The organism is Xanthomonas sp. NCPPB 1638 (genome assembly GCF_041475635.2).
Classification (GTDB): domain Bacteria; phylum Pseudomonadota; class Gammaproteobacteria; order Xanthomonadales; family Xanthomonadaceae; genus Xanthomonas; species Xanthomonas cucurbitae.
The window spans coordinates 1,881,085-1,905,562 of record NZ_CM192984.1 but is presented as its reverse complement, the minus strand read 5'-3'; the positions used below and the strand labels follow the sequence as shown (position 1 = coordinate 1,905,562).

Here is a 24,478-nt window from a genome sequence, read left to right as displayed (position 1 = left end):
ATGAGCACAAGCGAAATACACACCTGACAACTTCATCACAAAGTCTTCAGCTCACTGAAATTTTGCCGATATTTATATCAGCGATGACCTTCGTCAACCGCGACAGGAAAGTCCATAGCCGTGCGTTTCCGTCCATCGCAACCGTAGAGCTCTGCGCTCTGCCCGTATCAGCCACGCTCCTCGATCAAGGCGCATACAGATGAAGAACTTGAGTCTCTCCACCCAATTGGCACTGGGCTTTGGCACCATCGTCGCCGTCCTGTTGGCCGTTACCACAGTAGGACTGCGTGGGCAGTCCGAGCTTTCCGAAGCGGTGGCCATGAACGATCACACCTACCAGGTGATCGCGACAGGACGTGCGATGTCGATCGCCACGATCAATATCGAAACCGGCGCGCGCGGCTTCCTGCTCTCTGGCCAGCAGCAACATCTGACGCCTTATAACAAGGGCAAGACTGCGTTCGAGGAGGAATATGCGCGCGCCAAGAAGCTGACCTCCGACAACCCCATCCAGCAGGATCGGCTTGGACAATTGCATACGGCCTACGACGAGTTTCTGGGCCACGAAGAGCGCCTGATCGCGCTGCGCGGCAGCGATGCGGCGATGGGCGATCTGCTGACGCAGTTCAAGGCCGGCCATGAGCGTCTGGCGATGAACAAGATGCGCCAGTTGCTGACCGACTTCGAAAGCCAGGAGAACGGGTTGCTGGTCAAGCGCAGCGCGGCCCTGGCAGCTGCCAAGGTGCGTAGCCGGTGGTCGATGATGATCGGCAGCGGCATCGCCGTGCTGGTGGCAGTGGCCGGCGGCTGGTTGATTCGGCGCCGCCTGCTCGCGCGATTGGGCAGCGCATCGCAGGTGGCCGACGCCATTGCTGCGGGCAATCTGTCCATCACTGTGGACAGTAGCGGCACCGACGAGACCGGACGCCTGCTCGCCAGCATGGGCAAGATGCAGTTGCAATTGCAGAAGGTTTCGCAAGGTCAGCTGGAAATGAAGCGCAGGCACGACCAGGGCGAGTTGAACTACCGTGTGGACGAGTCGGCATTTCCTGGCGACTACGCCACGATCGTGCGCGACAACAATGATCTGGCCGCCTCGCATGTAGCGGTGATGATGCGCCTGTCGCAGATCATGGGCCGCTATGCAGTCGGTGATCTCAGCGAGGACATGGACAAGCTGCCCGGCGACAAGGCCGTGCTGACCGACACCATGATGCAGGTCAAATCCAATCTGTCGGCGATGAACGCCGAGATCAAGCAACTGGCGCAAGCGGCCGCCAACGGTGACTTCAGCGCCCGTGGTGACGCCGCACGCTTCCAGTACGACTTCCGGGTGATGGTCGATAGCCTCAACACCTTGATGGCCACCGCCGACGGCAACCTGCAATCGCTGTCCAGCCTGCTGCAAGCCATCGCCGCCGGCGACCTCACCGCTCGCATGAGTGGCGAGTTCCGCGGCGTGTTCGCGCAGATGCGCGACGACGCCAATGCCACCGCCTCCCAGCTGGCGCAGATCGTCACCGGCATCAAGCACTCTGCCATCTCGATCAAGGGCGCTGCCAGCGAAATCGCCGCCGGCAACCAGGACCTGTCCCAGCGCACCGAGCAACAGGCCGCCAACCTGGAAGAAACCGCCGCCTCGATGGAAGAGCTCACCTCCACCGTCAAGCAGAATGCCGAAAGCGCCCGCCAGGCCAACCAGCTGGCCATCGGCGCCGCCGGTGTCGCTTCGCAAGGCGGGGAGATCGTCAGCAAGGTCGTGGACACCATGAGCGGCATCGAAGCCTCGTCCAAGAAGATCGCCGACATCATCAGCGTCATCGACGGGATCGCCTTCCAGACCAACATCCTGGCCTTGAACGCGGCAGTGGAAGCGGCGCGTGCTGGTGAGCAGGGTCGCGGTTTTGCAGTGGTCGCCTCCGAGGTGCGTACGCTCGCGCAGCGCTCTTCCGGTGCCGCCAAGGAGATCAAGGGCTTGATCGACGAATCCGTGCAGCGCGTGGCCGACGGCTCGGTGTTGGTGCACAGCGCCGGCAAGACCATGGGCGAGATCGTGGCCAGCGTGCAGCGGGTCACCGACATCATGGGCGAAATCTCCGCCGCCTCGCAGGAACAGTCCTCCGGCATCGAGCAGGTCAACCAGACCGTCACCCAGATGGACGAGACCACCCAGCAGAACGCGGCCCTGGTGGAAGAAGCCACTGCGGCCGCACGCGCGCTGGAAGAACAGGCCGTCGGGTTGACCGACGCGGTGGCGGTGTTCAAGACCGACGACAGCCACGGCCATGCGCCGCTGGCCGCGCGTGCCGCCCCGGCGCAGCCGGTGGTGACTCAAGCGCTCAGGGCGCAGGTGGCGGCAGCAGGTCGCAGCCCCGCGTCGAGGCCGCGTCCGGTGGCCGCCACCACCGGCAACGACTCCAGCTGGCAGGAGTTCTGAAGCGGCACGCAACGCAGTCTGAACAGAGCCGGTCGGCAGCATTGCCGGCCGGCTCAAGCCTTCACATGTCATGGCCGATAGCTGCGTACGCCCAAGAGACGCACCAATGCCTACTTCGCCCACGTTGACGCCGAACACCGCTGCTCCGTCCCCACACCGTTGGACCCGTCGTTGGGACGACCTGGCCATCGCCAGCAAACTCGGAATGATCGGCGTACTCGCCCTGATCGGGCTACTCGTCCCGGTCTTGCTCTACAGCGGCACGCTCAGCGAAAGCGTGGGCGTCAGCAGCAACGAATTACGCAGTTACGCACCGCTGGGAAAGATGCTGGGTCTCATCACCGACCTGCACGCCGCGCACGTGGACAGCGGCAGCACCGCCACTGCGGCAGCACAGCGGGCCGAACGCGATCTGCAGCAACTGCTTGCCATGACCACCACCCTGCCCGGCTTCGAACGCAGCCGCGAGCAATTGCGCATCCTGCAACAACGCCATGTCGCCAGCGTCGCCACCGAAGGCTACACCAAGGTAAGGGACCAGGCATTTGCAGCGCTCGATGCGTTGCGCGATGACAGCCAGCTGGTGTACACCCCCTACATCGAGAGCTACCACCTGGTGGTGGCCACGTTGATCTACGGCCCCGACGCCACCGAGTCCATGACCGGGCTGGACGCCGCCAGCGATCCCTCGCAAGCGGCAGAGAACAAGCCCATGCTGGCCGAAAAGCTCAGCCAGCTGCAACGTAACCATGCACGCTTCCGGCATGAGCTGGACAAGGCCATCAGGCTGCTGGAGCAACCGGACCCGGCGCTGAGCGATGCCGCACGCGCCGAAGCCACACGCGCGAACGCGACGATGGCCGTGCTGGCGAGTGCGCTGGCGGGCAGCGACGCCCACGCCGACGCGCGATGGAATGCTGCGCTCGATGCGCTTGGGCAAACGATGCAGGACCTCAGCGGCGTGGCATTGCAGGCCTTGCAACGACAATCCGAACGGCACCTGGTGCAGGCCCGCGACGCGATGTGGCAGGCGATCGCCGGGTTGTCGCTGCTGGCCGCGCTGATCGTCGCGCTGGGCTGGTACACCTTGTCGCGGCTGACCCGCAACGTGCGGCGCGGCGCTGTGGTGGCGGCCAACATCGCCAAGGGCGAACTGACCGACCGGATCGTGGCGCCCAGCCGCGACGAGACCGGCCAATTGCTGGGCAACATGCAGCAGATGCAGCAGCAGCTGCAACGCGTGCTGGCCGCGCAAAGCGAAATGGCGCAGCGACACGATGCCGGCCAGATCAGCTATCGCATGCAGGCCGACAGCTTCCCCGGCGCCTACGCCAGCATGGTGAACGACACCAATGCACTGGTCGGCTCGCATATCGCCGTGAAGATGCAGCTGGCGCAGATCATGTCGCGCTATGCCATCGGCGACCTGAGCCAGGACATGCCACGCCTGCCGGGCGAGAAGGCGGTGCTGAGCGACACCATGGACACCGCCAAGGCCAACCTGTCGGCGATGAACACCCAGATCAAGCGGCTTGTGCAGGCTGCCGCCAACGGTGACTTCAGCGTACGCGGCGACGCACAGCGCTTCCAGTACGATTTCCGCACCATGGTGGAGGCGCTCAATCAATTGATGGCCACCTCCGATGCCAATCTGCAGGCGCTGTCCACGGTGCTGCAGGCGATCGCCGGCGGCGATCTGAACGTGCGCATGCACGGTGATTTCCATGGTGTGTTCGCGCGGATGCGCGACGATGCCAACGCCACGGTCGTGCAGCTGGCCGACATCGTCGCACGCATCCAGCATTCCACCGACGCCATCAACGACGCCGCCAGCGAAATCGCCGCCGGCAACCAGGACCTGTCGCAACGCACCGAGCGGCAGGCCGCCAACCTGGAAGAAACCGCCGCCTCGATGGAAGAGCTCACCTCCACCGTGCGCAACAACGCCGAGCATGCGCGGCGCGCCAACCAACTGGTGGTCGACACCACCACCGTGGCCGCACAAGGCGGTGAAGTGGTGGACCAGGTGGTCGGCACCATGGCCGGCATCCAGACCGCGTCGCGCCGGATCGCCGACATCATTGGCGTGATCGACGGCATCGCCTTCCAGACCAATATCCTGGCCTTGAATGCGGCGGTGGAAGCCGCGCGCGCGGGCGAACAGGGCCGCGGCTTCGCGGTGGTGGCATCGGAAGTGCGCACGCTGGCGCAGCGCTCGGCCGGCGCGGCCAAGGAAATCAAGCAGCTGATCGACGACTCGGTGCAGCGCATCGAGCATGGTAGCCAGCTGGTTGGCCAGGCCGGGCACACCATGCAGCAGATCGTCGCCTCGGTGCAGCGCGTCACCACGATCATGCACGAGATCAGCGACGCATCGCAGCAACAGTCCGACGGCATCGCGCAGGTTGGCCAGACCGTCGCGCAGATGGATCAGTCCACTCAACAGAACGCGGCCCTGGTGGAAGAAGCCACCGCCGCCGCCCGTGCGATGGAAGAACAAGCGCAGCAGCTGCGTGATGCGGTCTCGATCTTTCAGCTGCAGACAACCGCCTCGGCCCACATCGGCCAGGCCGCCTGATCGTCTGCGCTCACACTGATTGAATCGACCTGCGGCCGCTCTGCAAGCAGAGGACCGCACCGCCGATGCAGCTCCCAGCAGCGGACTGCATCGGCCATCGCCATGCCGGCGCTGGCGATAATCCAGGTATGTCGGCAGCTGGCACAGCACCCGGCACTACTGCACGCTGCCAGTCTGTGCTGGCATCTGGCCGCATACTCGAAAAACGTCAATCGCCTTTCGCGAACACCTGGCAGTGCCCTGCGATCCTGCAGATCGCACCCGCACACACAGCCATCACGCTCCGGTTCGTGATCGAACAGTGAAGCTCCTGCGTATCGCCTATGCGATTGCCGCGCTTCCGCGCGCCTTTGCTGCTGTCTTGTGCACGCCCGCTTCACCTCGGTGACGGCTACCCATACGCGGGAGCGCAGATCCGTTCAGCCGTGGTCGGCGGCGCCGTTACCGACTACAAGCAGGCAGACATACCTGCAATCGCGCCGCTCAAGCGCCTGGTTCGGTCGCAGCGATCAAACAACCGAATGTCTGCCTGCACGGCCCATGCGACGTCGCGACGACGCGATGGCACCCAACGCCCCTCTTCCTGCCCATTGCCCTCGAGACCTCCACATGATCGCTCTTCTACAACGGTACAACGTCGGCAAGCGCCTGACCTTCGCCTTCGGCACGCTGATCCTGTTGTCCTGCGGATTGGTCGTCGCCGGTTTATATACCTTGGCCCAGGCGCGCGAGAGCCTGGACACGGTGGTCAACCGCAACATCAAGATCATGCAGCATCTGGAGGACATGACCAGCGCCAGCGCCGTGGTTGCCGTGCAGCTGCGCAACATCGTGCTGCCCACCTCCCAGGAAGACAATCTGCGCTTCACCGGCATCATCAAGGACAAGCTGGCAACCTACGAAGACACCCGACGCACACTCTACGTGTTCTCCGCATCGCCGGAAGCGGCCGCATTGCGACAGAAGATCGATCAGGCCAGCGACATCGCCGGCAAGCTCAACGCACAGGTCGCCGACCTCGGCCTGAATTCCAGGCCCCAGGAAGCGCTTGCGCTGCTGTTGCAGAAAGCCGCACCGGCCACCGAACAGTGGCAGAACGCCTTGAATGAATATTCTGCGCTGCAGCGCCGTCGCGCTAGCGAAGCCTATGACGCAGCCACCACGGCCATGGCGCGCGGCCGTGCCATGTTGATCGGCGGCGGCCTGGCAGTGGTTGTCATCAGTATCCTGCTGGGGTGGGCGATCACCCGCAGCCTGGTGCGTCCGTTGACCCAGGCTACCCGTGCCGCCGAAGCCATTGCCGAGGGCCATCTCGACAACGATGTGCGCACCCAGGCCAACGACGAAACCGGCCGCCTGTTGCAGGCCATGGACAAGATGCAGGACCAGGTCCGCACACTCATCAGCGCGCAGCTGGACATGGCCAGGCGCCATGACGAAGGCCAGATCAGTTTCCGTATGGACGCCAGCGTGTTCCCCGGCGATTTTGGCCGCATGGCCCGCGACACCAACGAGCTGGTCGCCGCCCACATCAAGGTCAAGATGCAGACCATCCACTTGGTGGAGCGCTACGCCATCGGCGACCTGAGCGAGGACATGCCGCAACTGCCAGGCGAAAAAGCTGCGATCACCACTGCGATGAATCAGGTCAAGCACAACCTGTCCACGATGAATCAGGAGATCAAGCATCTGGCGCAGGCAGCGGCTGGCGGCGACTTCACCGCACGCGGCAACGCCGAGCAATTCCAGTACGACTTCCGCATCATGGTCGAGAGCCTCAACCACCTGATGGCCACCGCAGACGGCAACCTCGCCTCGCTCTCCAGCCTGTTGCAGGCCATTGCCGCCGGCGACCTCACTGCGCGCATGAGTGGCCAGTACCAGGGCGTGTTTGCGCAGATGCGCGACGACGCCAACGCCACGGCCGAACAGTTGGCCGGCATCGTTGGTCGCATCCAGCAGGCCGCCGACGCGATCGGCCTGGCCTCGGGCGAGATCGCCACCGGCAACCAGGATCTGTCCCAGCGCACCGAACAGCAGGCCGCCAACCTGGAAGAAACCGCCGCCTCGATGGAGGAACTCACCTCCACGGTCAGGCAGAACGCCGAACACGCCAGCCAGGCCAACCAGCTCGCCATCGGTGCGGCAGCGGTGGCATCGCAAGGCGGCAGCGTGGTCGCCGATGTGGTCACCACCATGTCCGACATCCAGGCCTCTTCGAAGAAGATCGCCGAGATCATCTCGGTCATCGACGGCATCGCGTTCCAGACCAACATCCTGGCCTTGAACGCGGCCGTGGAAGCGGCGCGTGCCGGCGAACAGGGCCGCGGGTTTGCCGTGGTCGCCTCGGAAGTGCGCACGCTGGCGCAACGCTCGGCCGGTGCCGCCAAGGAAATCAAGCACCTGATCGACGATTCGGTGGACAAGGTCACCCAGGGCGCCACCCTGGTCGACCAGGCCGGCACCACCATGGCAGAGATCGTGGCCAGCGTGCAGCGCGTCACCTCGATCATGGGCGAGATTTCTGCTGCCTCGCAGGAGCAGTACGCCGGTATCGAACAGGTCAACCAGACCGTCACCCAGATGGACGAAGCCACCCAACAGAACGCCGCCCTGGTGGAAGAAGCCACCGCCGCCGCACGCGCCATGGAAGAGCAGGCGCAGCAACTCACCGAGGCCGTGTCGGTGTTCAAGGTCAACACGCAGGCACCGGTGGCACGCCAGCTCGCCGCCATTGCCGGTGCCCCCAGCCATGCGCGCAAGCCAGCGCGTGCATTCGCCGCACCGGCGAGCGCACCTCGCCCATCGACACGTGCGTCTGTACCGGCCACCGATGCAGCCGGCTGGCAGGAGTTCTGAGTGGCGTCCATGTCTATCAGGCGGGCTTGCCCAAGGTGCACAGACCATGAGCATCGATCACCACGCTCCGTTTCCTTAACCGCGTTTCGCAAGGCATGACCAAACCGCACAGTGCAACCTCGTAGTACGCAGGCAACACACTTATCAGGGTTGCGTACCAGTCGCGGATCGTGGATCCGCAACCAGCAAATCTTGACAGCCGCTTCTCTTCTCCAGGGGAAGCGGCTTTTTTTGTCGCGGCCTTCCGGGCCTGGCGACTAGGGCGATGACTCGCAAACGGCGCGCCGTGGAAATTTCACACCGAACTCACAAATGGCGGAATGGGTTACCTGCTCTGAAATCGCTTACACGCACTCAACTTGAACATATCGCATTTTTTATGCAGATTTCGGCATAAATGATCAATTTCGCGCCTAGACGGCCGATAACGCATTCATGCATTTGTAACGCCCTTCCCGGGGCAAGGTCGATTTCGCATGGATTTCTTCAACCGGCTGTCTATTGGCACACGGCTGTCCGCACTGCTGACCCTAGTCATCGCCATCTCGCTGGGGCTACTGGCCCTGACCATCTATCGGCAATCGGCGCGCGACATCGAATCGCAGGTCAAGGCCGAGCTGCGCTCCAGCACCCGGCTGATGCAGCAATCGGTGGCGATGTACGACGTGACCCTGACCGAGGGCACCCAGCGCCTGGGCAACGTGTTCGACGACATGCTCCCGCGCGGCGCCCGCGAACTGGACCCGGCCAGCACCGTCACCATCGGCGCGCAAGACACCCCTGCGTTGCGGGCCGGCACCCAGGCACTGAATCTCAATTTCGACGCGGTGGACCGCTTCGCACAGGCCACCGGCGGCGTTGCGACCATCTTCGCGCGCACCGGCGACGACTTCGTGCGCATCACCACCTCGTTGCGCAACAAACAGAACGAGCGCGTGATCGGCACCCTGCTCGACCGCAAGGGCAAGGCCTATGCCGCGCTGTCCGAGGGCAAGCCCTTCACCGGCCAGGCGCAACTGTTCGGCGAACAGTACATGACCCATTACGCGCCGCTGCGCAATGCGGCCGGCGACGTGATCGGCGCGCTGTTCGTCGGTCGCAACTACACCCAGGGCCTGGCAGCGCTCAAGGCCCAGGTCAGCCAGACCAAGCTGGGCCAGGACGGTTACTTCATCATCGTCGACATGGCACCTGGCGACCACCATGGCCAGGTCATCGCCGCCCCGCCCGGCACGCCGGACAACCTGTCGGCGCTGGTCGCCGCCGAGCAGCAGCCCGCGCTGCAAGCAGTGCTGGATGGCAAGCAACCCAGCGCCAACCTGCCGTTGCGCGATGCCAAGGGCAGCAGCCAGGCCTTCGAAGTCACTGCCCACCGCTATGCGCCGTGGCAGTGGGCAGTGATCGGCACGCAGCCGCGCAGCGCCATCGATGGCCCGCTGGACGCGCTGATGGGCAGCATGTTGCTGTTCTCGTTGGTGGTGCTGGCACTGTGCATCGCGGTGGTCTTTATTGCCGCACGCAAGATGGTTACCCGCCCCTTGTTGGCGGTGGAGCGCGTGTTGGGCGACGTCGCGGCCGGGCGCCTGGACAACCCGATCGAAATCGATCGGCACGACGAACTCGGCCGTCTGCTGCTCAACGCGCGCACCATGCGCGACGACCTGCGCGCGCGCCTGGAGCGCGATCACCTGATTGCCAGTGAAGCGCTGCGCGTGCGCACTGCGCTGGACGACGTCAGCACCAATGTGATGATCGCCGATGCCGACCGCCGCATCATCTACGTCAATCGGCCATTGCAGCGCAAGCTCACGCAGATGCAAGGCGCGCTGCGAGCCCACCTGCCGCACTTCGACGCCGACGCGTTGAGCGAGCTGCGCATCGACCAGTTTCATCAAAACACTGACCAGGCGCAGCTGCTGGAGCAGCTCAAGAGCTCGCATACCGCGCAGATCGAGGTCGGCGGCCGCATCATGCTGGAAATCGTCAGCCCGGTCCTCGATGCCACCGGCGAACGCATGGGCTATGTCGTGGAATGGAGCGACCGCACCCAGGAGGTACAGGTGGAAGAAGAGGTCGCGAGCGTGGTGCGCGCAGCGGCCGCCGGCAACTTGAGCGAACGGATTGGCGTGCAGGACAAGCAGGGCTTCCTGTTGCTGCTCGCCTAGCAGCTCAATGTATTGCTGGACAACAATGCCGACGGTTTGTCGCGGGTGTCTGCGTTGCTGTCGTCGCTGTCGCAGGGCGATCTCACCGCGCGCATGGAAGGCGACCTGCAAGGCGTCTTTGCCGATATCCGCGACGACGCCAACGCCACTGCCGACCAGTTGGCCGGCATCGTGCGCCGGATCAAGGACTCCTCGCTGGCCATCAATTCAGCCGCCACCGAGATCGCCACCGGCAATGGCGACCTGTCGCGTCGTACCGAACAGCAGGCCGCCGCGCTGGAGGAAACCGCCGCCTCAATGGAGGAACTCACCGCCACCGTCAAGCAGAACGCCGACAATGCCGACCAGGCCAACCGCCTGGTGCTGGATGCGGCCGGCGTGGCCGCCAGGGGCGGCGACGTGGTTGGCCGCGTGGTCGCCACCATGGCCGACATCGACACCTCGTCCAAGAAGATCGCCGACATCATCGCGGTCATCGACGGCATTGCGTTCCAGACCAACATCCTGGCCTTGAACGCAGCAGTGGAAGCAGCGCGTGCCGGCGAACAGGGCCGCGGGTTTGCCGTGGTCGCTTCCGAGGTGCGTACGCTGGCGCAGCGTTCGGCCGGCGCGGCCAAGGAGATCAAGCACCTGATCGAAGATTCCGTGACCCGCATCGGCAACGGTGCAGCACTGGCAGCGGAGGCCGGCAATACCATGCAGCAGGTGGTCGGCTCGGTGCAGCGCGTCACCGACATCATGGGCGAGATCACCAGCGCCTCGCGCGAGCAGGCCGCCGGCATCACCCAGGTCAACCAGACCGTCACCCAGATGGACGAGACCACCCAGCAGAACGCGGCGCTGGTGGAAGAAGCCACCGCCGCCGCCCGTGCCATGGAGGATCAGGCCACGCAGCTGGTGGATGCGGTAGCGGTGTTCCGCCTCGAGCAGGAAGACCGCCTGAGCACGCTGCTGGCCAACGCGCGCCACGCCTACCACTGAGGCGACGATGCCGCGCCTGCATAGACTGCGCGCGCGGCGACACTGGCAGCAATCGCGTGCAGTGCGGCGTCACCGGGTGCAGCGACCGCCGGCCTTGCCGGCGTGGGCGTTGGCCTTCAAGATTCGCGGCCGCCGCCGATATCATGGCGATGCCAGCGCCAGTCCAGCGGCGCCCTCCCGTTTCCAACCGTGCGCGTGCCCATGTCCCAAGGCGATTCCTCACAGTCACAGCAGGACCACGACGCCGATCATCTACCCGAAGGTGACGAGCGCTATCTGCTGCGCAACCGGCGGCAGATCCGTGGCCTGCTGCGCCAACTGCGGGACCAACGCGCCGTGGTCACCATGCACGTGGCCGGTCGCGACATGGCCGTGCCCACCGCCGTGCTTGAGGTGGACGAGGACGACGACTGCCTGATCCTGGACGGCAGCCACAACGACACCTCCAACCGCGCCATCGAAGACGCCAAGTACCTGCTGTGCTACGCGCAGCTGGAACGGGTCAACGTCCGCTTCCGGCTGGAGAAGGCGCAACGCATCGAGCGCGACAGCCACGTCGCCTTCCGCGCCAACCTGCCCGATGCGCTCTACCACATGCAACGGCGCGAATCGTACCGGCTGGAAACGCCGATTACCGATTCCCCCGTCTGCACCATCCGCCAGGAGCAAGCGCAAGGCGGCGACCTGAGCCTCCAGCTGCGCGTGACCGACATCAGCAGCGGCGGGCTGGCGGTTTCGCTCACGGCCGGGATGCCCTTGCTGGAGCCGCAGCGCACCTACCGCGACTGCACGCTGCAACTGCCAGGCGCCGCGCCGATCGTCTTGCCGCTCACCGTCTGCAGCCAGCACAAGCAGACCCTGCCCAATGGCAGCGAGGGCTTCCGCATCGGCATGCAGTTCAGCGACCTGCCGCGCGGTGCCGACGAAACCATCCAGCGCTACATCTTCCGCGTCGACCGCCAGCGCAATGCACGCAAGAGCGGTGTGTTCTGAATCTACCTGCAGCGCCGGTGGCGCCTGCCTAAAGTTGCCGGACGGCGCGCCGATGTTGCTAGGGCAACCCCCTTTATGTCACTCAGCCGCAACGCCCGGAGTTTCCATGAACGACAAAAGCACGACCACCGGCACCGGTGGTGAATTCCTCAGCTTCGCCCTGGGCGAAGAGCACTACGGCGTGGACATCCTGAAGGTGCAGGAGATCCGCGGCTACAATTCGGTCACCCGCCTGCCCGACGCCCCCGACTACATCAAGGGTGTCATCAACCTGCGCGGCACCATCGTGCCGGTGATCGACCTGCGCCTGAAGCTGCGCATGAAGGAAGCCCGCTACGATGCCTTCACCGTGATGATCGTGCTCAACGTGGAAGACCGCGTCGTCGGCATCGTGGTGGACAGCGTCTCGGACGTGATCCCGCTCAACGATGACCAGATCCGCCCCACCCCCGAGTTCGGTGCATCGGTCGATACCCGCTTCATCTCCGGCATCGGCACCCAGGACGATCGCATGCTGATCCTGCTGGACATCGAGACCCTGCTCGACAGCACCGAGCTGGGCCAGCAACTGACCGAAGAAGCCGCCTGATTCAACCCTGTGCGCGAATTGCAGGGTGGCCGTCGCCAGACGATGGTCGCAACCGCAGCGAGGCACGTCTCCGCTTCGCGACGGCTTGGCAGCCGCTGCATCCATGGCAGCGGCCGTTTGCGACCATCAGGTGTCAGGACACTCCCGACAGGTAGCGTACACATGTGCGGAAGTGAGATATAGATCACTCTAATCGGGTTCAAGTTGAAGTCCAGCTCGCCGATAGCTGAATGGAAGCCCGTGTGCATAAACGGGTCACCGTTCGACTTTCGATTCTGGAGAACCCCTATGAAGTTCCTGCTGTCGCTGCTCCCCGTCGCTGCACTGGTCGTTGTTGCTCCCTCGCTGTCGGCTCAATCGCAGGAAATGATTCCGCCGGAAATGGCAACCCGCTTCGTTGGCAAGGACGGCATGGTCTGCGGCAAGGTCGAAAAGGCCAAGTACGCGCAGAGCTCGGAAGGTGAGCCCACCTTCCTCTATATGGGTGGCATGTTCCCGCGCCACACCTTCTCGGCCCGCATCGACGGCGCTAACCGCAGCAAGTTCAGCTTCGCCCCGGAATCCCTCGAAGGCAAGGACGTCTGCGTTCTGGGCAAGATCCAGCGCGACAGCTCGCGCGCCGAAATCGAAGTCAGCTCTCCGGCCGGCCTGAAGCTCGCCACCATCAAGTGATTCCATCGCACATCGCCACGCCCATGCGTGGCGATGTGCTGTCTGGATGATGCGGACTGACTTCTACGGGGAATCGTGTCAATGCAATGGATCAATAACCTGAAACTGATGCCGCGGCTGATGCTGGCGTTCGGCATCGTGCTGCTGATGATGCTGGTACAAGGCATCATCGCCTACTCGGGCCTGGCGTCGCTCAACAACGTCACCAGCGACCTGGCCGGCAACACCATGTCCAGCGTGCGCGAAGCCGGCGACCTGCGCGGCATGCTCGGCGAATACCGCAATGCGGCCTATCAAAACCTGGTGCGTGCAAGCGATGCGGTCAAGCAGGAGGCCAGGCAGCGGTCGAAGAAGCTCGGCAGCGAGATCGACGCGACGATCAAGGGCTACCCCCGCTTGATCGAGACCCCGCAGCAGAAGAAGTTGTTCAATACGTTCGTGGCGGACTGGAAGAAGGCCTACGCCTCCTATGCCAGCGTCAATGAAATGGTCGAGCTCAATCTCCCGGACGATGCTGTTGACACCTTCGTCGGCGAAACCCGCACCCTGCACAACAAGGCACAGGATTCGCTGGCTGCGCTGATTACCGAAGACAACCTGCTGGCGCAGGCGGCCAAGACCAAGGCCGAGAAGGTGCATGCCACGTCCGTGTCGCTGACCGTGATGGTGCTGCTGATCGGCATCGCCGGCGGCCTCGGCCTGGCATTCCTGTTCGCCCGTTCCATTGTCAAGAGTATGCGTGGCGCGGTCAGCACGGCCACCGAAATCGCCGGCGGCAAGCTGGATGGCCAGATCCACGTGCAAGGCCAGGATGAAGTGGGCGAACTGATGCGCTCCATGCAGCGCATGCAACGCGATCTCAAGGAGCGTATCGAACGCGACCACATCATCGCCGACCAGAACCTGCGCATCCGCACCGCGCTGGACAAGTCGTCCACCGGCACCTTTATCACCAATCCGGACCGTGTCATCATCTACGCCAACGATGCCTTCATGAAGATCGTGGCGCAGTACGAAAGCAGCATCCGCCTGGCATCGCCGGAGTTCGACGCCAGCAAGGTCATCGACCAGCACGTCAGCTACCTGGGTCTTTCCGATGCCACCGTGCGCAAGGCCATTGCCGCACTGGAACGCGATGGTGTCACCAGCTTCGAAGAGCGCTTCGGCGAAGTGGTGCTGGCACAGACCGTCACCGGCATCAAGAACGACCAGGGTGAAATCGCTGGCGAAGTGTGCGAATGGCGCGACCGCACCATCGAAGTGCAGGTCGAAGAAGAAGTCGCCCGCATCGTGCGTGCCGCTGCCAACGGCGACATGAGTGGCCGCGTGGACACCGACGGCAAGCAGGGCTTCTTCCTGCAGCTGGCCCAGCAGCTCAACGGCCTGCTGGATGCCAACGCCGCCAGCATCGAGCAGATCTCGGCCCTGTTGTCGGCACTGTCGCGTGGCGATCTGACCGTGCGCATGCACGGACAATTCAGCGGTGTGTTCGCACAGATGCGCGACGATGCCAATGCCACGGCCGAACAGTTGGCCGACATCGTCGGGCGCATCAAGACCTCCTCCACCGCGATCAATGCGGCCGCTGGCGAGATCGCCGCCGGCAATACCGATCTATCGCATCGTACCGAGCAGCAGGCCGCCAACCTGGAGGAAACCGCTGCCTCGATGGAGGAACTCACCTCCACCGTCAAGCAGAACGCCGAAAGCGCCCGCCAGGCCAACCAGCTGGCCATCGGCGCCACCGGCGTCGCCTCGCAAGGTGGCGAGGTGGTGTCGCAGGTGGTCAACACCATGTCCGGCATCGAAGCCTCGTCCAAGAAGATCGCCGACATCATCTCGGTCATCGACGGCATTGCCTTCCAGACCAATATCCTGGCCTTGAATGCCGCCGTGGAAGCGGCGCGTGCTGGTGAGCAGGGCCGCGGGTTCGCCGTGGTGGCCTCGGAAGTGCGCACGTTGGCACAGCGCTCGGCCGGTGCCGCCAAGGAGATCAAGGGCCTGATCGACGACTCCGTGCACAAGGTCGCCGAAGGCTCGGCGCTGGTGCGCAAGGCCGGTGCCACCATGGCCGACATCGTCGCCAGCGTGCAGCGCGTGACCGACATCATGGGCGAGATCTCCGCCGCCTCGCAGGAACAATCTGCCGGCATCGAGCAGGTCAACCAGACCATCACCCAGATGGACGAAACCACCCAGCAGAATGCCGCGCTGGTGGAAGAAGCCACCGCCGCCGCCCGTTCGATGGAAGAACAGGCCGGTCACCTGGCCGAAGCGGTCTCGGTGTTCAAGCTGGATGAGTCGGCCGCTGCCGCCACGCAGGCACGCCTGCGTCCGGTGGCCTCACGTCCGGTGGCGGTCAAGACCGCGGCCAGGCCGGCGGTCCGCACAGCGACAGCGCCGCCGCGGTCTGCCAAGTCATCGGCCGCGCTGGCCGACGGAAACTGGCAAGAGTTCTGAGTCACTGCCGTCACCCACAACGCCCCGGCCTGCCGGGGCGTTTGTGTTTGTGCCGATTGCCATCCACGCCCTCTGCTGTGGACGTGCAACCCGGGCAAGCCGCCGCACGGCGGCCTCCACGTACCCGCACGGCCCCACCGCCATCGACCCACCGATTGGCGCTTCAGTTGCACGGCCCCATGGCCGATATCCAGTACTAGCTAACAACGCGTATGGATATGACGACTACCACTCCCGCTTCTGACACACGCGAATTCGATTTCGGCGACCGCGACTTCAAGCGCGTCTGCGACCTCATCTATCAACGTGTCGGCATCGCCCTGGCGCCGGCCAAGCGCGACATGGTGTACGGCCGCCTGTCGCGTCGTCTGCGCGTACTTGGCCTGCGCTCGTTCCGCGAGTACCTGGACCAACTGGAAGCCGGCAACGACGAAGAAGAATGGCAGGCGTTCACCAACGCACTGACGACCAACCTGACCTCGTTCTTCCGCGAGCCGCACCACTTCGACAAGTTGCGCGAAGAACTGCAAAAGCGCACGGCGCAAGCGCCGCTGAAGATCTGGTCCTGCGCCGCCTCCACCGGCGAGGAGCCCTACTCCATCGCCATCACTGCCTGCGAAGCCTTCGGCACGCTGACCCCGCCGGTGAGCATTATCGCCACCGACGTGGACACCCAGGTACTGGAAACCGCCTCGCGCGGGGTCTATGCCATCGACCGTGTCGCCTCGCTGGATGCAGCGATCAAGCGCAAGTACTTCCAGCGCGGCAGCGGCCCCAACGAGGGCAAGTGCCGGGTAATCCCGGCGCTGCAGCAGTTGATCGAGTATCGGCAGTTGAACCTGCTGTCTTCGCGCTACGACGTCGGCGGCCCTTACGCGGCGCTGTTCTGCCGCAACGTGATGATCTATTTCGACAAGCCCACCCAGCGCGGCATCCTGTCGCGCCTGGTCACGCATATGGGCGACGACGGCCTGCTCTACACCGGGCATTCGGAGAACTACCTGCACGCGGCCGACCTGATCCAGCCGTGCGGCCGCACGCTGTATCGGCGCACCCAGCGCGCAGGGGCGTCCGCATGAGTACGGCCGTGCAAGTCGACGACGTGATGCGCTACCGCGATTCGCGCTTCCAGACCATCACCGCCAAGCTGTTGCCCACCCAATACCTGGTCGTGGACGACGACACCGCGTTGACGACCACCTTGGGATCGTGCGTTGCCGCCTGCCTGCGCGACCCGGTGCTCAAGATCGGCGGCATGAACCATTTCCTGTTGCCGGAGGGCCAGGTCGGCGACGGCGCACCCGCGCGCTACGGCAGTTATGCAATGGAGTTGCTCATCAACGACATGCTCAAGCGCGGCGCGCATCGCAAACGCATCGAAGCCAAGGTCTTCGGTGGCGCCAACGTGCTCAAGGGTTTTACCAGCAATCCGGTCGGCACCCGCAATGCCGAGTTCGTGCGCCAGTATCTGCAAGCCGAATACATTCCCATCATTGCCGAAGATCTGTGCGGCATCCATCCGCGCAAGGTGTGGTTCTTCCCGACGACCGGCCGGGTGGTCGTGCAGCGTCTGCCGCATGCACACGAAGCCGAAGTCGCCGCCGCCGAATCGGCCGTGCGCGCCCGTCTATCCAAAGCCCCGGTCACCGGTGGAGTGGAGCTGTTCGAATGACGCTGGAAACTCCCGTACGTGTGTTGATCGTCGACGATTCGGCGGTCGTGCGCCAGATGCTCACCGAAATCCTCTCGCGCGATGCCGGCATCGAAGTGGTCGGTTCGGCGGCCGACCCGCTGCTGGCGCGCGAGAAAATCAAGCGCCTCAATCCGGACGTCATCACGCTGGACGTGGAGATGCCGCGCATGGACGGCCTGGTGTTTCTGGAAAACCTGATGCGCCTGCGCCCCACGCCGGTGGTGATGATCTCGTCGCTGACCGAACGCGGCGCCGATACCACCTTGCAGGCCTTGTCGCTGGGCGCGGTGGATTTCGTGTCCAAGCCCAAGATCGACGTTGCGCGCGGGCTGGAAGGCTACGCCGAGGAGATCGTCAGCAAGGTCAAGATGGCCGCCAAGGCCAAGGTCAGCGCGCTCAACCGCCCCACCCCGCCCAAGCTCACCCTGGACACCTACGCGGCCCCGGTAGCGGGCAGCGCGCTGCGCTTTCGCACTACCGACCGCCTGATCGCCATCGGCGCCTCCGCCGGTGGCACCGAAGCGCTGCGCGTGGTGCTTGAACACATGCCTGCCGACGCACCGGCGGTGGTGATGACCCAGCATCTCCCAGCCAGTTTCAGCACCGCATTCGCCGAGCGCCTCAACCGGCATTCGGCCATGTCGGTGCGCGAAGCCAGCGATGGCGAAGCCATCCTGCCCGGCCATGCCTACCTGCCGCCAGGCGGCCAACATCTGCGCATCATCCGCGACGGTGCGCGCTGGCGCTGCCGCATCGACGACGGCCCGCCGGTCAACCGCCACAAGCCGGCGGTGGACGTGCTGTTCCGTTCGGTGGCCGCCAACGCCGGGCCGAATGCGGTCGGCGCCATCCTCACCGGCATGGGCGACGACGGTGCCCGCGGCCTGCTGGAAATGCTGCAGGCCGGTGCACCCACGCTGGTGCAGGACGAAGCCAGCAGCGTGGTCTGGGGCATGCCCGGTGCTGCCTACAAGCTCGGCGCCGCGCAGGAAGTGGTGCCGCTGGATCGCGTGGCCGAGCGCCTGATCGCGTTGTCGGCCCAGGCACGCTGACGTCCATGGCTGAGCGTCCCCCGCATTCGAACGCGCCAGCGGAGGTACACGGCACTGCCGGTGCCGCCGCGGGTGTCGCCGGTGCGGGCATTCCCATACGCGCTGCCGGCAGTCTCACGAATACGCCCGGCCCACTCACCGCCGGCATGGTGATGCGTGGCGAACGCCCGCGCGACCGCCGCGCGCGCCTGTTGTCTGAAGCCCTGGACGGCAGCAGCAGCGCCATCCTCATTTGCGATCTGCAATCGCGGCTGCTGTATGCCAACGACGGCTTCCAGCGCATGTTCGGCTATAGCGAGGCCGAACTGGTGGGGCAACGGCCCTCCGACGTGCTGACCCGCGCGCAAAGCGACCAGAACGAGGTGGCGCGAATCCGCGACCGTGCCGATGCCCTGCAACAGACCCGCGCCGACCTATTGGTCTATCGCAAGGACGGCACGCCGCTGTGGATCTCGCTCAACTTCAACCCGATCTACGACGCCAAGCACAATCCGTCACACTACGTCGCAGTGCTGACCGACATCACCGACACCAAGATGCACGAGGTGCTGCAGCATCGCGTGCTGGAAGCGCTGGTGCAGGAGCGCCCGCTGATCGAAGTGATGACGCTGATCTGCACCGAGGTCGAACGCATCGCGCCGGAGGTGATGGCCACGGTGATGAGTGCGGACAATCAGGGCTACCTGCATTCGCTGGCCGCACCCAGCCTGCCGCCGGAGTATGCCGACGCGGTGAACGGCCTGAAGATCGGCCCCGGTGCCGGCGCCTGCGGCACCGCAGCCTGGCGCGGTCGCGCGGTGATGGTGGAAGACATTGCCAGCGATCCGCTGTTCGCCGCCTACCGCGAGCTGCTTTTGCCGATGGGCCTGCGCGCCTGCTGGAGCACGCCGATCCGCTCCAACAGTGCGCGCGTGCTGGGCACCGTTGCGCTGTACTACCGCAAGCCGCAGCGCGCTGATGCCTGGCATGTGCGGCTGACCGAACTGTGCCAGCAGCTGTGCACGCTGGCACTGGAACGCGAGCAGATCCGGCAGCGCGTGCATCAATTGGCCTTCTACGATGCGCTCACCGGCCTGCCCAACCGCATCATGTTCAGCGCCCGCGCCGAGCAGGCGCTGACCCAGGCCGAATATGCCGGCGAGCCGGCGGCATTGATGTTCGTCAACATCGACCGCTTCAAGCTGATCAACGACAGCCAGGGCCATGCCGCCGGCGATGGCCTGCTGCGTGACATCGCATTGCGGATCGCCGAGCAGCTGCCGGCCACCGTCATGCTGGCGCGCATGGCCGGCGACGAGTTCGCCCTGGCCCTGCCGCAATGCGGCGCCGAGCAGGCCAGTGCCGCCGCCGAGCGCCTGCTGAGCACCATCGCCGGCCCGCTGACGGTCGGCCACCTGACCGTGCATCCCTCGGCCAGCATCGGGGTGGCGATGTTTCCCGAGGATGGACGCGAGATCACCATCCTGTTGCGCCACGCGGACCTGGCAATGAACCGCGCCAAGAAGGAAGGCGGCGGACGCTTCCGTTTCTTCAGTTCGGACATGAATCGCATGGCGCAGGAGCGGGTGGCACTGGAGGCGGAACTGCGCCAGGCCATCGACCGCGACCAGCTGCAGCTGCACTACCAACCGCAGATGCACAGCGCCACGCCGCACACGCTCTACGGCGTGGAAGCGTTGCTGCGCTGGAATCATCCCCAGCTGGGCGCGGTGTCGCCGGCGCGTTTCCTGCCGGTGGCCGAAGAGCAAGGCATGATGCCGCAGCTCAATGCCTGGGTGTTGCGCCGCGCCTGCGAACAGATCGCCGACTGGCGCAGGCGCGGCATTGCGGTAGCCCGGGTGTCGGTCAACCTGTCCGCCAGCGGCTTCGAGAGTCCGCGCATGCTGCCGGACCTGCTGCAGCTGATCGCCGAGCTGAGCGTGCAACCGTCCGACCTGACCCTGGAGTTGACCGAAAGCGTGATGCTCTCCGGCCAGCCCGGTGTCCTGGAAAACCTGCATGCCATCCGCGAAGCCGGCATCACGTTGTCGCTGGACGACTTCGGCACCGGCTACTCCAGCCTCAGCCATCTGCACCGCCTGCCGATCGACGAACTCAAGCTGGACATGAGTTTCGTGCGCGACATCGAACACAGCGAGGATGCGCGTGCGCTGACCACCTCGGTATTGCGCATCGGCGAACACCTGCGCAAGCACGTGGTCGCCGAGGGCGTGGAAAACGAGGCCCAGCGTCTGTTTCTTGCCGATCTGGGCTGCGAGGTGCTGCAGGGCTATCTCTTCTCGCGCCCGCTGCCTGCACCCGCGCTGGAAGCCTGGCTGGGCACACAGCCTTAGCGGGAGAGGGGTTGCGAGCGGTCATCCCGCACGCAAGCAAGCATCACTGCAAGGTGCGCTTGAACCACCCCAGCAACTGCGCATTGACGAACGCCGGGTTCTCCAGCGAGGCGAGGTACCCGGCATCGGGCACCAGTTCGTAATCGCAGCAGATCGCCTCGGCCATCTTCCACACCTCTTCTGGCGGGTGTGCCACGTTGCCAGCGCCGCCGAGCAGGAAGGTGCGCGCCGGATCCAGCGCAGACACTGCATCGAGCCGATCGGCACGCCCGAAGATCAGCCGCCCCAGCGGCACGATCGACGCACGCAGCTGCTCGACCGACAACCTCGCCAGGCGCTGCGCAAACGCCGCCGGCAGCGCAGACCCCGGGTCGGTTCCCGGACGGAAAAAGATCCGCACGATCGCCTCGATCAGTGCAGGCGTCACCTGCCCTGCCGCCTCGATCGCATCGAGCAGGCCGAAGCAACGTAAACGTCTTGTCTGCGACTCGGCACCCAGGAAGGTTTCCATCAACACCAGGCTGCGGACCCGCGCCGGTGCCAGCAACGCCAGCTCCGCACCCCACATGCCACCGACCGACACGCCGACCACCGCGCACTGCGGCAGCTCCAACGCATCCAGCAACCCAAGCATCTGCCGTGCAAGATCGTCGATTCCCTGGGTGCGGTCCGGCAAGCCCCCCGATTGCCCGTGACCCCACAACTCCGGAACGATGACCTGATAGTGCGGCGACAGGGCCTGGATCTGCGGCTCCCACATGTCCGCATCCCAAAGATAGCTGTGGCCGAGCAACACTGGAAAACCTTGGCCGTACTGTGTGTAGTGCAATGGTTGACCAGCGATCGTGCAGGTTGGCATGGCATCGAGGGCACGTGGGGGAAGGCCGGACACTAGCCACCGCGACATCAGATTTTTGTTGCAATGCACCAGACCAGTCAGCTGGCAGTTGCCTTATCGCCCGGCATCGTGAAGCCAACGCCAGGCCATCGCTCAAAAAGCGCAATGCCCGGCAGTGCCGGGCATTGCGTTCTACACGTCAATCGCTCGCCGACTCAGGCAGCGACCGTCTCGGCCACGTCCTGGTATTCCTGGATCTGGTCGAAGTTCATGTAGCGATAGATCTGCTCGCCACTGGTCTTGATGACACCCACGTCGGCCATGTACTCCGCCTTGGTCGGGATCCGGCCCAGACGCGAGCAGATCGCCGCCAGCTCGGCCGAACCCAGGTACACATTGGTGTTGCGGCCCAGGCGGTTGGGGAAGTTACGCGTGGAGGTGGAGAACACCGTGGCGCCCTCGCGTGCCTGCGCCTGGTTGCCCATGCACAGCGAGCAGCCAGGCATTTCCATGCGCGCACCGGCCGCGCCGAAGGTGCCGTAATGGCCTTCCTTGGTCAGCTCGGAAGCGTCCATCTTGGTCGGCGGTGCCACCCACAACCGGGTCGGAATATCGCGCTTGCCTTCCAGCAACTTGGCGGCGGCACGGAAGTGGCCGATGTTGGTCATGCACGAACCGATGAACACTTCGTCGATCGCCGCACCGGCCACGTCGGACAGCGTCTTGACGTCGTCCGGGTCGTTCGGGCACGCCACGATCGGCTCGTGGATGTCGGCCAGGTCGATCTCGATGACCGCCGCGTATTCGGCGTCCGCATCGGGCTGCAGCAGCTGCGGGTCGGCCAGCCACTCTTCCATCTTCTTGATGCGGCGGCCCAGGGTGCGTGCATCGGCGTAGCCTTCGGCAATCATCCAGCGCAGCAGGGTGATGTTGCTGGTCAGGTATTCGATGATCGGTGCCTTGTCCAGGTGCACGGTGCAACCGGCCGCCGAACGCTCGGCCGAGGCATCGGACAATTCGAACGCCTGCTCCACCTTCAGGTTCGGCAAGCCTTCGATTTCCAGGATGCGGCCGGAGAAGATGTTCTTCTTGCCCTGCTTGGCCACCGTCAACAGACCGTCCTTGATCGCGTACAGCGGGATCGCGTTGACCAGGTCACGCAAGGTCACGCCCGGCTGCATTTCGCCCTTGAAGCGCACCAGCACGCTCTCGGGCATGTCCAGCGGCATCACACCAGTGGCGGCGGCGAAGGCTACCAGGCCGGAGCCGGCCGGGAACGAAATGCCGATCGGGAAACGCGTATGCGAATCACCGCCGGTGCCGACGGTGTCGGGCAGCAGCATGCGGTTGAGCCAGCTGTGGATCACGCCATCGCCCGGACGCAGCGACACGCCGCCACGGGTGGAGATGAACTCCGGCAGGGTGTGATGGGTCTTGACGTCCACCGGCTTCGGATAGGCGGCGGTGTGGCAGAACGACTGCATCACCAGGTCGGCCGAGAAGCCCAGGCAAGCCAGATCCTTCAGCTCGTCGCGGGTCATCGGGCCGGTGGTGTCCTGCGAGCCCACCGAAGTCATCTTCGGCTCGCAATAGGTGCCCGGACGCATGCCCTGGCCTTCCGGCAAGCCACAGGCGCGGCCGACCATCTTCTGCGCCAGCGAGAAGCCCTTGCCGGTGTCCGGCGGGTCCATCGGCAGACGGAACAGGTCCGACGCCGGCAGGCCGAGGAATTCGCGCGCCTTGGCGGTGAGGCCACGGCCCACGATCAGCGGAATGCGGCCACCGGCGCGCACTTCGTCGAACAGCACGTCCGACTTCATCGCGAACTCGGCAATTACCTGCCCGTTCTTCAACGCCTTGCCGTCGTACGGACGCAGTTCGACCACGTCGCCGTGCTCCATCTGCGACACGTCCAGCTCGATCGGCAATGCGCCGGCGTCTTCCATGGTGTTGTAGAAGATCGGCGCGATCTTGCTACCCAGGCACACACCGCCGAAGCGCTTGTTCGGAATGAACGGAATGTCTTCGCCGGTCCACCACAGCACCGAGTTGGTGGCCGACTTGCGCGAAGAACCGGTACCGACCACATCGCCCACGTAGGCGACCAGGTGGCCCTTGTCCTTGAGGTCGGCAATGGCCTGGATCGGGCCGCGCTTGCCGTCTTCTTCCGGCACGAACGCTGCGCCTTCGCGGGCGTTCTTGAGCATCGCCAGCGCATGCAGCGGGATGTCCGGCCGGGTGGTGGCATCCGGCGCCGGCGACAGGTCGTCGGTGTTGGTTTCGCCCGGCACCTTGAACACGGTGACGGTCATGCTCTGCGGCACTTCCGGCTTGCTGGTGAACCACTCGGCATCGGCCCAGCTCTGCAGCACGGCCTTGGCGTGCGCGTTGCCGGCTTGCGCCTTTTCCTGCACGTCGTGGAACGCATCGAACACCAGCAAGGTGTGCTTGAGCGCTTCGGCGGCGGTGGTGCCCAGCTCGGCGTTGTCCAGCAGGTCGATCAGCGGCTGGATGTTGTAGCCACCCAGCATGGTGCCGAGCAGCTCGGTGGCACGCGTGGGGCTGATGAGCGCAGTCTTTTCGGTGCCGAAAGCCACGGCGGCCAGGTACGATGCCTTGACCTTGGCGGCATCGTCCACGCCGGCCGGCACGCGCTGGCTCAGCAGCTCGACCAGAAAGGCGTCTTCGCCGGCCGGCGGCGCCTTCAACAGTTCGATGACCTCAGCGGTCTGCTGCGCGGTCAGCGGCAGCGGCGGGATACCGAGCGCGGCGCGCTCTGCAACGTGGTGGCGATAGGCTTCCAACATGCGGGTTCTCCAAAAAAGACA

At 64.8% G+C, this 24,478-nt stretch carries 13 protein-coding genes and 1 pseudogene; 12 read left to right on the top strand and 2 right to left on the bottom strand.

All coding sequences use genetic code 11. The annotated features are described in order from the left end of the window. Window positions 1-319 precede the first annotated feature (319 nt). The 12 genes and pseudogenes from ACCQ13_RS08205 to ACCQ13_RS08150 all read left to right on the top strand — a co-directional run bounded on the left by ACCQ13_RS08205 (window position 320) and on the right by ACCQ13_RS08150 (window position 20,812). Window positions 320-2,437, top strand: coding sequence for a methyl-accepting chemotaxis protein (locus ACCQ13_RS08205; protein WP_159407955.1), 2,118 nt, complete (start codon window positions 320-322; stop codon window positions 2,435-2,437). Window positions 2,438-2,543: 106 nt separating this feature from the next. Next, on the top strand, window positions 2,544-5,015 hold the full coding sequence (locus ACCQ13_RS08200) for a methyl-accepting chemotaxis protein (RefSeq protein ID WP_372372383.1): 2,472 nt from the start codon (window positions 2,544-2,546) through the stop codon (window positions 5,013-5,015). Window positions 5,016-5,624: 609 nt separating this feature from the next. After that, window positions 5,625-7,874: a methyl-accepting chemotaxis protein gene (locus ACCQ13_RS08195; RefSeq protein WP_159406973.1), complete on the top strand. Its 2,250-nt coding sequence runs from the start codon at window positions 5,625-5,627 to the stop codon at window positions 7,872-7,874. 476 nt (window positions 7,875-8,350) lie between these two features. Beyond that, window positions 8,351-11,020 (top strand): annotated as a pseudogene (locus tag ACCQ13_RS08190) (methyl-accepting chemotaxis protein). A gap of 201 nt (window positions 11,021-11,221) precedes the next feature. After that, window positions 11,222-12,013: a flagellar brake protein gene (locus ACCQ13_RS08185; protein ID WP_167527001.1), complete on the top strand. Its 792-nt coding sequence runs from the start codon at window positions 11,222-11,224 to the stop codon at window positions 12,011-12,013. 106 nt (window positions 12,014-12,119) lie between these two features. Next, window positions 12,120-12,602, top strand: a complete 483-nt coding sequence (locus tag ACCQ13_RS08180) for a chemotaxis protein CheW (RefSeq protein ID WP_104604407.1) — start codon at window positions 12,120-12,122, stop codon at window positions 12,600-12,602. A 288-nt stretch (window positions 12,603-12,890) separates the two neighbouring features. Then, on the top strand, window positions 12,891-13,274 hold the full coding sequence (locus ACCQ13_RS08175) for a hypothetical protein (RefSeq protein ID WP_159406972.1): 384 nt from the start codon (window positions 12,891-12,893) through the stop codon (window positions 13,272-13,274). Between the two features lie 81 nt (window positions 13,275-13,355). Next, window positions 13,356-15,734, top strand: coding sequence for a methyl-accepting chemotaxis protein (locus tag ACCQ13_RS08170; protein WP_167526869.1), 2,379 nt, complete (start codon window positions 13,356-13,358; stop codon window positions 15,732-15,734). 212 nt (window positions 15,735-15,946) lie between these two features. Further along, window positions 15,947-16,813, top strand: a complete 867-nt coding sequence (locus ACCQ13_RS08165) for a CheR family methyltransferase (RefSeq protein ID WP_104604401.1) — start codon at window positions 15,947-15,949, stop codon at window positions 16,811-16,813. Continuing rightward, the gene (cheD, locus tag ACCQ13_RS08160; protein ID WP_104604399.1) at window positions 16,810-17,406 is read left to right on the top strand and encodes a chemoreceptor glutamine deamidase CheD; all 597 of its coding nucleotides are present in this window, start codon (window positions 16,810-16,812) and stop codon (window positions 17,404-17,406) included. Before ACCQ13_RS08165 ends, cheD begins: the two co-directional genes overlap by 4 nt. Beyond that, window positions 17,403-18,479, top strand: a complete 1,077-nt coding sequence (locus tag ACCQ13_RS08155) for a protein-glutamate methylesterase/protein-glutamine glutaminase (RefSeq protein ID WP_104604397.1) — start codon at window positions 17,403-17,405, stop codon at window positions 18,477-18,479. The genes cheD and ACCQ13_RS08155 overlap by 4 nt, the downstream gene beginning before the upstream one ends. Window positions 18,480-18,484: 5 nt before the next feature. Beyond that, window positions 18,485-20,812 carry a sensor domain-containing protein gene (locus tag ACCQ13_RS08150; protein ID WP_223214426.1) on the top strand — a complete coding sequence of 776 codons (2,328 nt, stop codon included), beginning with the start codon at window positions 18,485-18,487 and terminating at the stop codon, window positions 20,810-20,812. A gap of 43 nt (window positions 20,813-20,855) precedes the next feature. Here the strand turns inward: ACCQ13_RS08150 and ACCQ13_RS08145 are convergent, their stop codons facing one another. Both ACCQ13_RS08145 and acnB read right to left on the bottom strand, forming a co-directional pair. Next, window positions 20,856-21,671, bottom strand: a complete 816-nt coding sequence (locus ACCQ13_RS08145; RefSeq protein ID WP_159406970.1) for an alpha/beta fold hydrolase — start codon at window positions 21,669-21,671, stop codon at window positions 20,856-20,858. 194 nt (window positions 21,672-21,865) lie between these two features. Then, window positions 21,866-24,457: a bifunctional aconitate hydratase 2/2-methylisocitrate dehydratase gene (acnB, locus tag ACCQ13_RS08140; RefSeq protein WP_104604393.1), complete on the bottom strand. Its 2,592-nt coding sequence runs from the start codon at window positions 24,455-24,457 to the stop codon at window positions 21,866-21,868. Window positions 24,458-24,478 lie beyond the last annotated feature (21 nt).

What these genes read in the sequence shown, in the direction of transcription:
- ACCQ13_RS08205 (WP_159407955.1), top strand. Translation starts at nt 320, where the DNA reads ATGAACGATCACACCTACCAGGTGATCGCGACAGGACGTGCGATGTCG.
- ACCQ13_RS08200 (WP_372372383.1), top strand. Translation starts at nt 2,544, where the DNA reads ATGCCTACTTCGCCCACGTTGACGCCGAACACCGCTGCTCCGTCCCCA.
- ACCQ13_RS08195 (WP_159406973.1), top strand. Translation starts at nt 5,625, where the DNA reads ATGATCGCTCTTCTACAACGGTACAACGTCGGCAAGCGCCTGACCTTC.
- ACCQ13_RS08185 (WP_167527001.1), top strand. Translation starts at nt 11,222, where the DNA reads ATGTCCCAAGGCGATTCCTCACAGTCACAGCAGGACCACGACGCCGAT.
- ACCQ13_RS08180 (WP_104604407.1), top strand. Translation starts at nt 12,120, where the DNA reads ATGAACGACAAAAGCACGACCACCGGCACCGGTGGTGAATTCCTCAGC.
- ACCQ13_RS08175 (WP_159406972.1), top strand. Translation starts at nt 12,891, where the DNA reads ATGAAGTTCCTGCTGTCGCTGCTCCCCGTCGCTGCACTGGTCGTTGTT.
- ACCQ13_RS08170 (WP_167526869.1), top strand. Translation starts at nt 13,356, where the DNA reads ATGCAATGGATCAATAACCTGAAACTGATGCCGCGGCTGATGCTGGCG.
- ACCQ13_RS08165 (WP_104604401.1), top strand. Translation starts at nt 15,947, where the DNA reads ATGGATATGACGACTACCACTCCCGCTTCTGACACACGCGAATTCGAT.
- cheD (WP_104604399.1), top strand. Translation starts at nt 16,810, where the DNA reads ATGAGTACGGCCGTGCAAGTCGACGACGTGATGCGCTACCGCGATTCG.
- ACCQ13_RS08155 (WP_104604397.1), top strand. Translation starts at nt 17,403, where the DNA reads ATGACGCTGGAAACTCCCGTACGTGTGTTGATCGTCGACGATTCGGCG.
- ACCQ13_RS08150 (WP_223214426.1), top strand. Translation starts at nt 18,485, where the DNA reads ATGGCTGAGCGTCCCCCGCATTCGAACGCGCCAGCGGAGGTACACGGC.
- ACCQ13_RS08145 (WP_159406970.1), bottom strand. Translation starts at nt 21,671, where the DNA reads ATGCCAACCTGCACGATCGCTGGTCAACCATTGCACTACACACAGTAC.
- acnB (WP_104604393.1), bottom strand. Translation starts at nt 24,457, where the DNA reads ATGTTGGAAGCCTATCGCCACCACGTTGCAGAGCGCGCCGCGCTCGGT.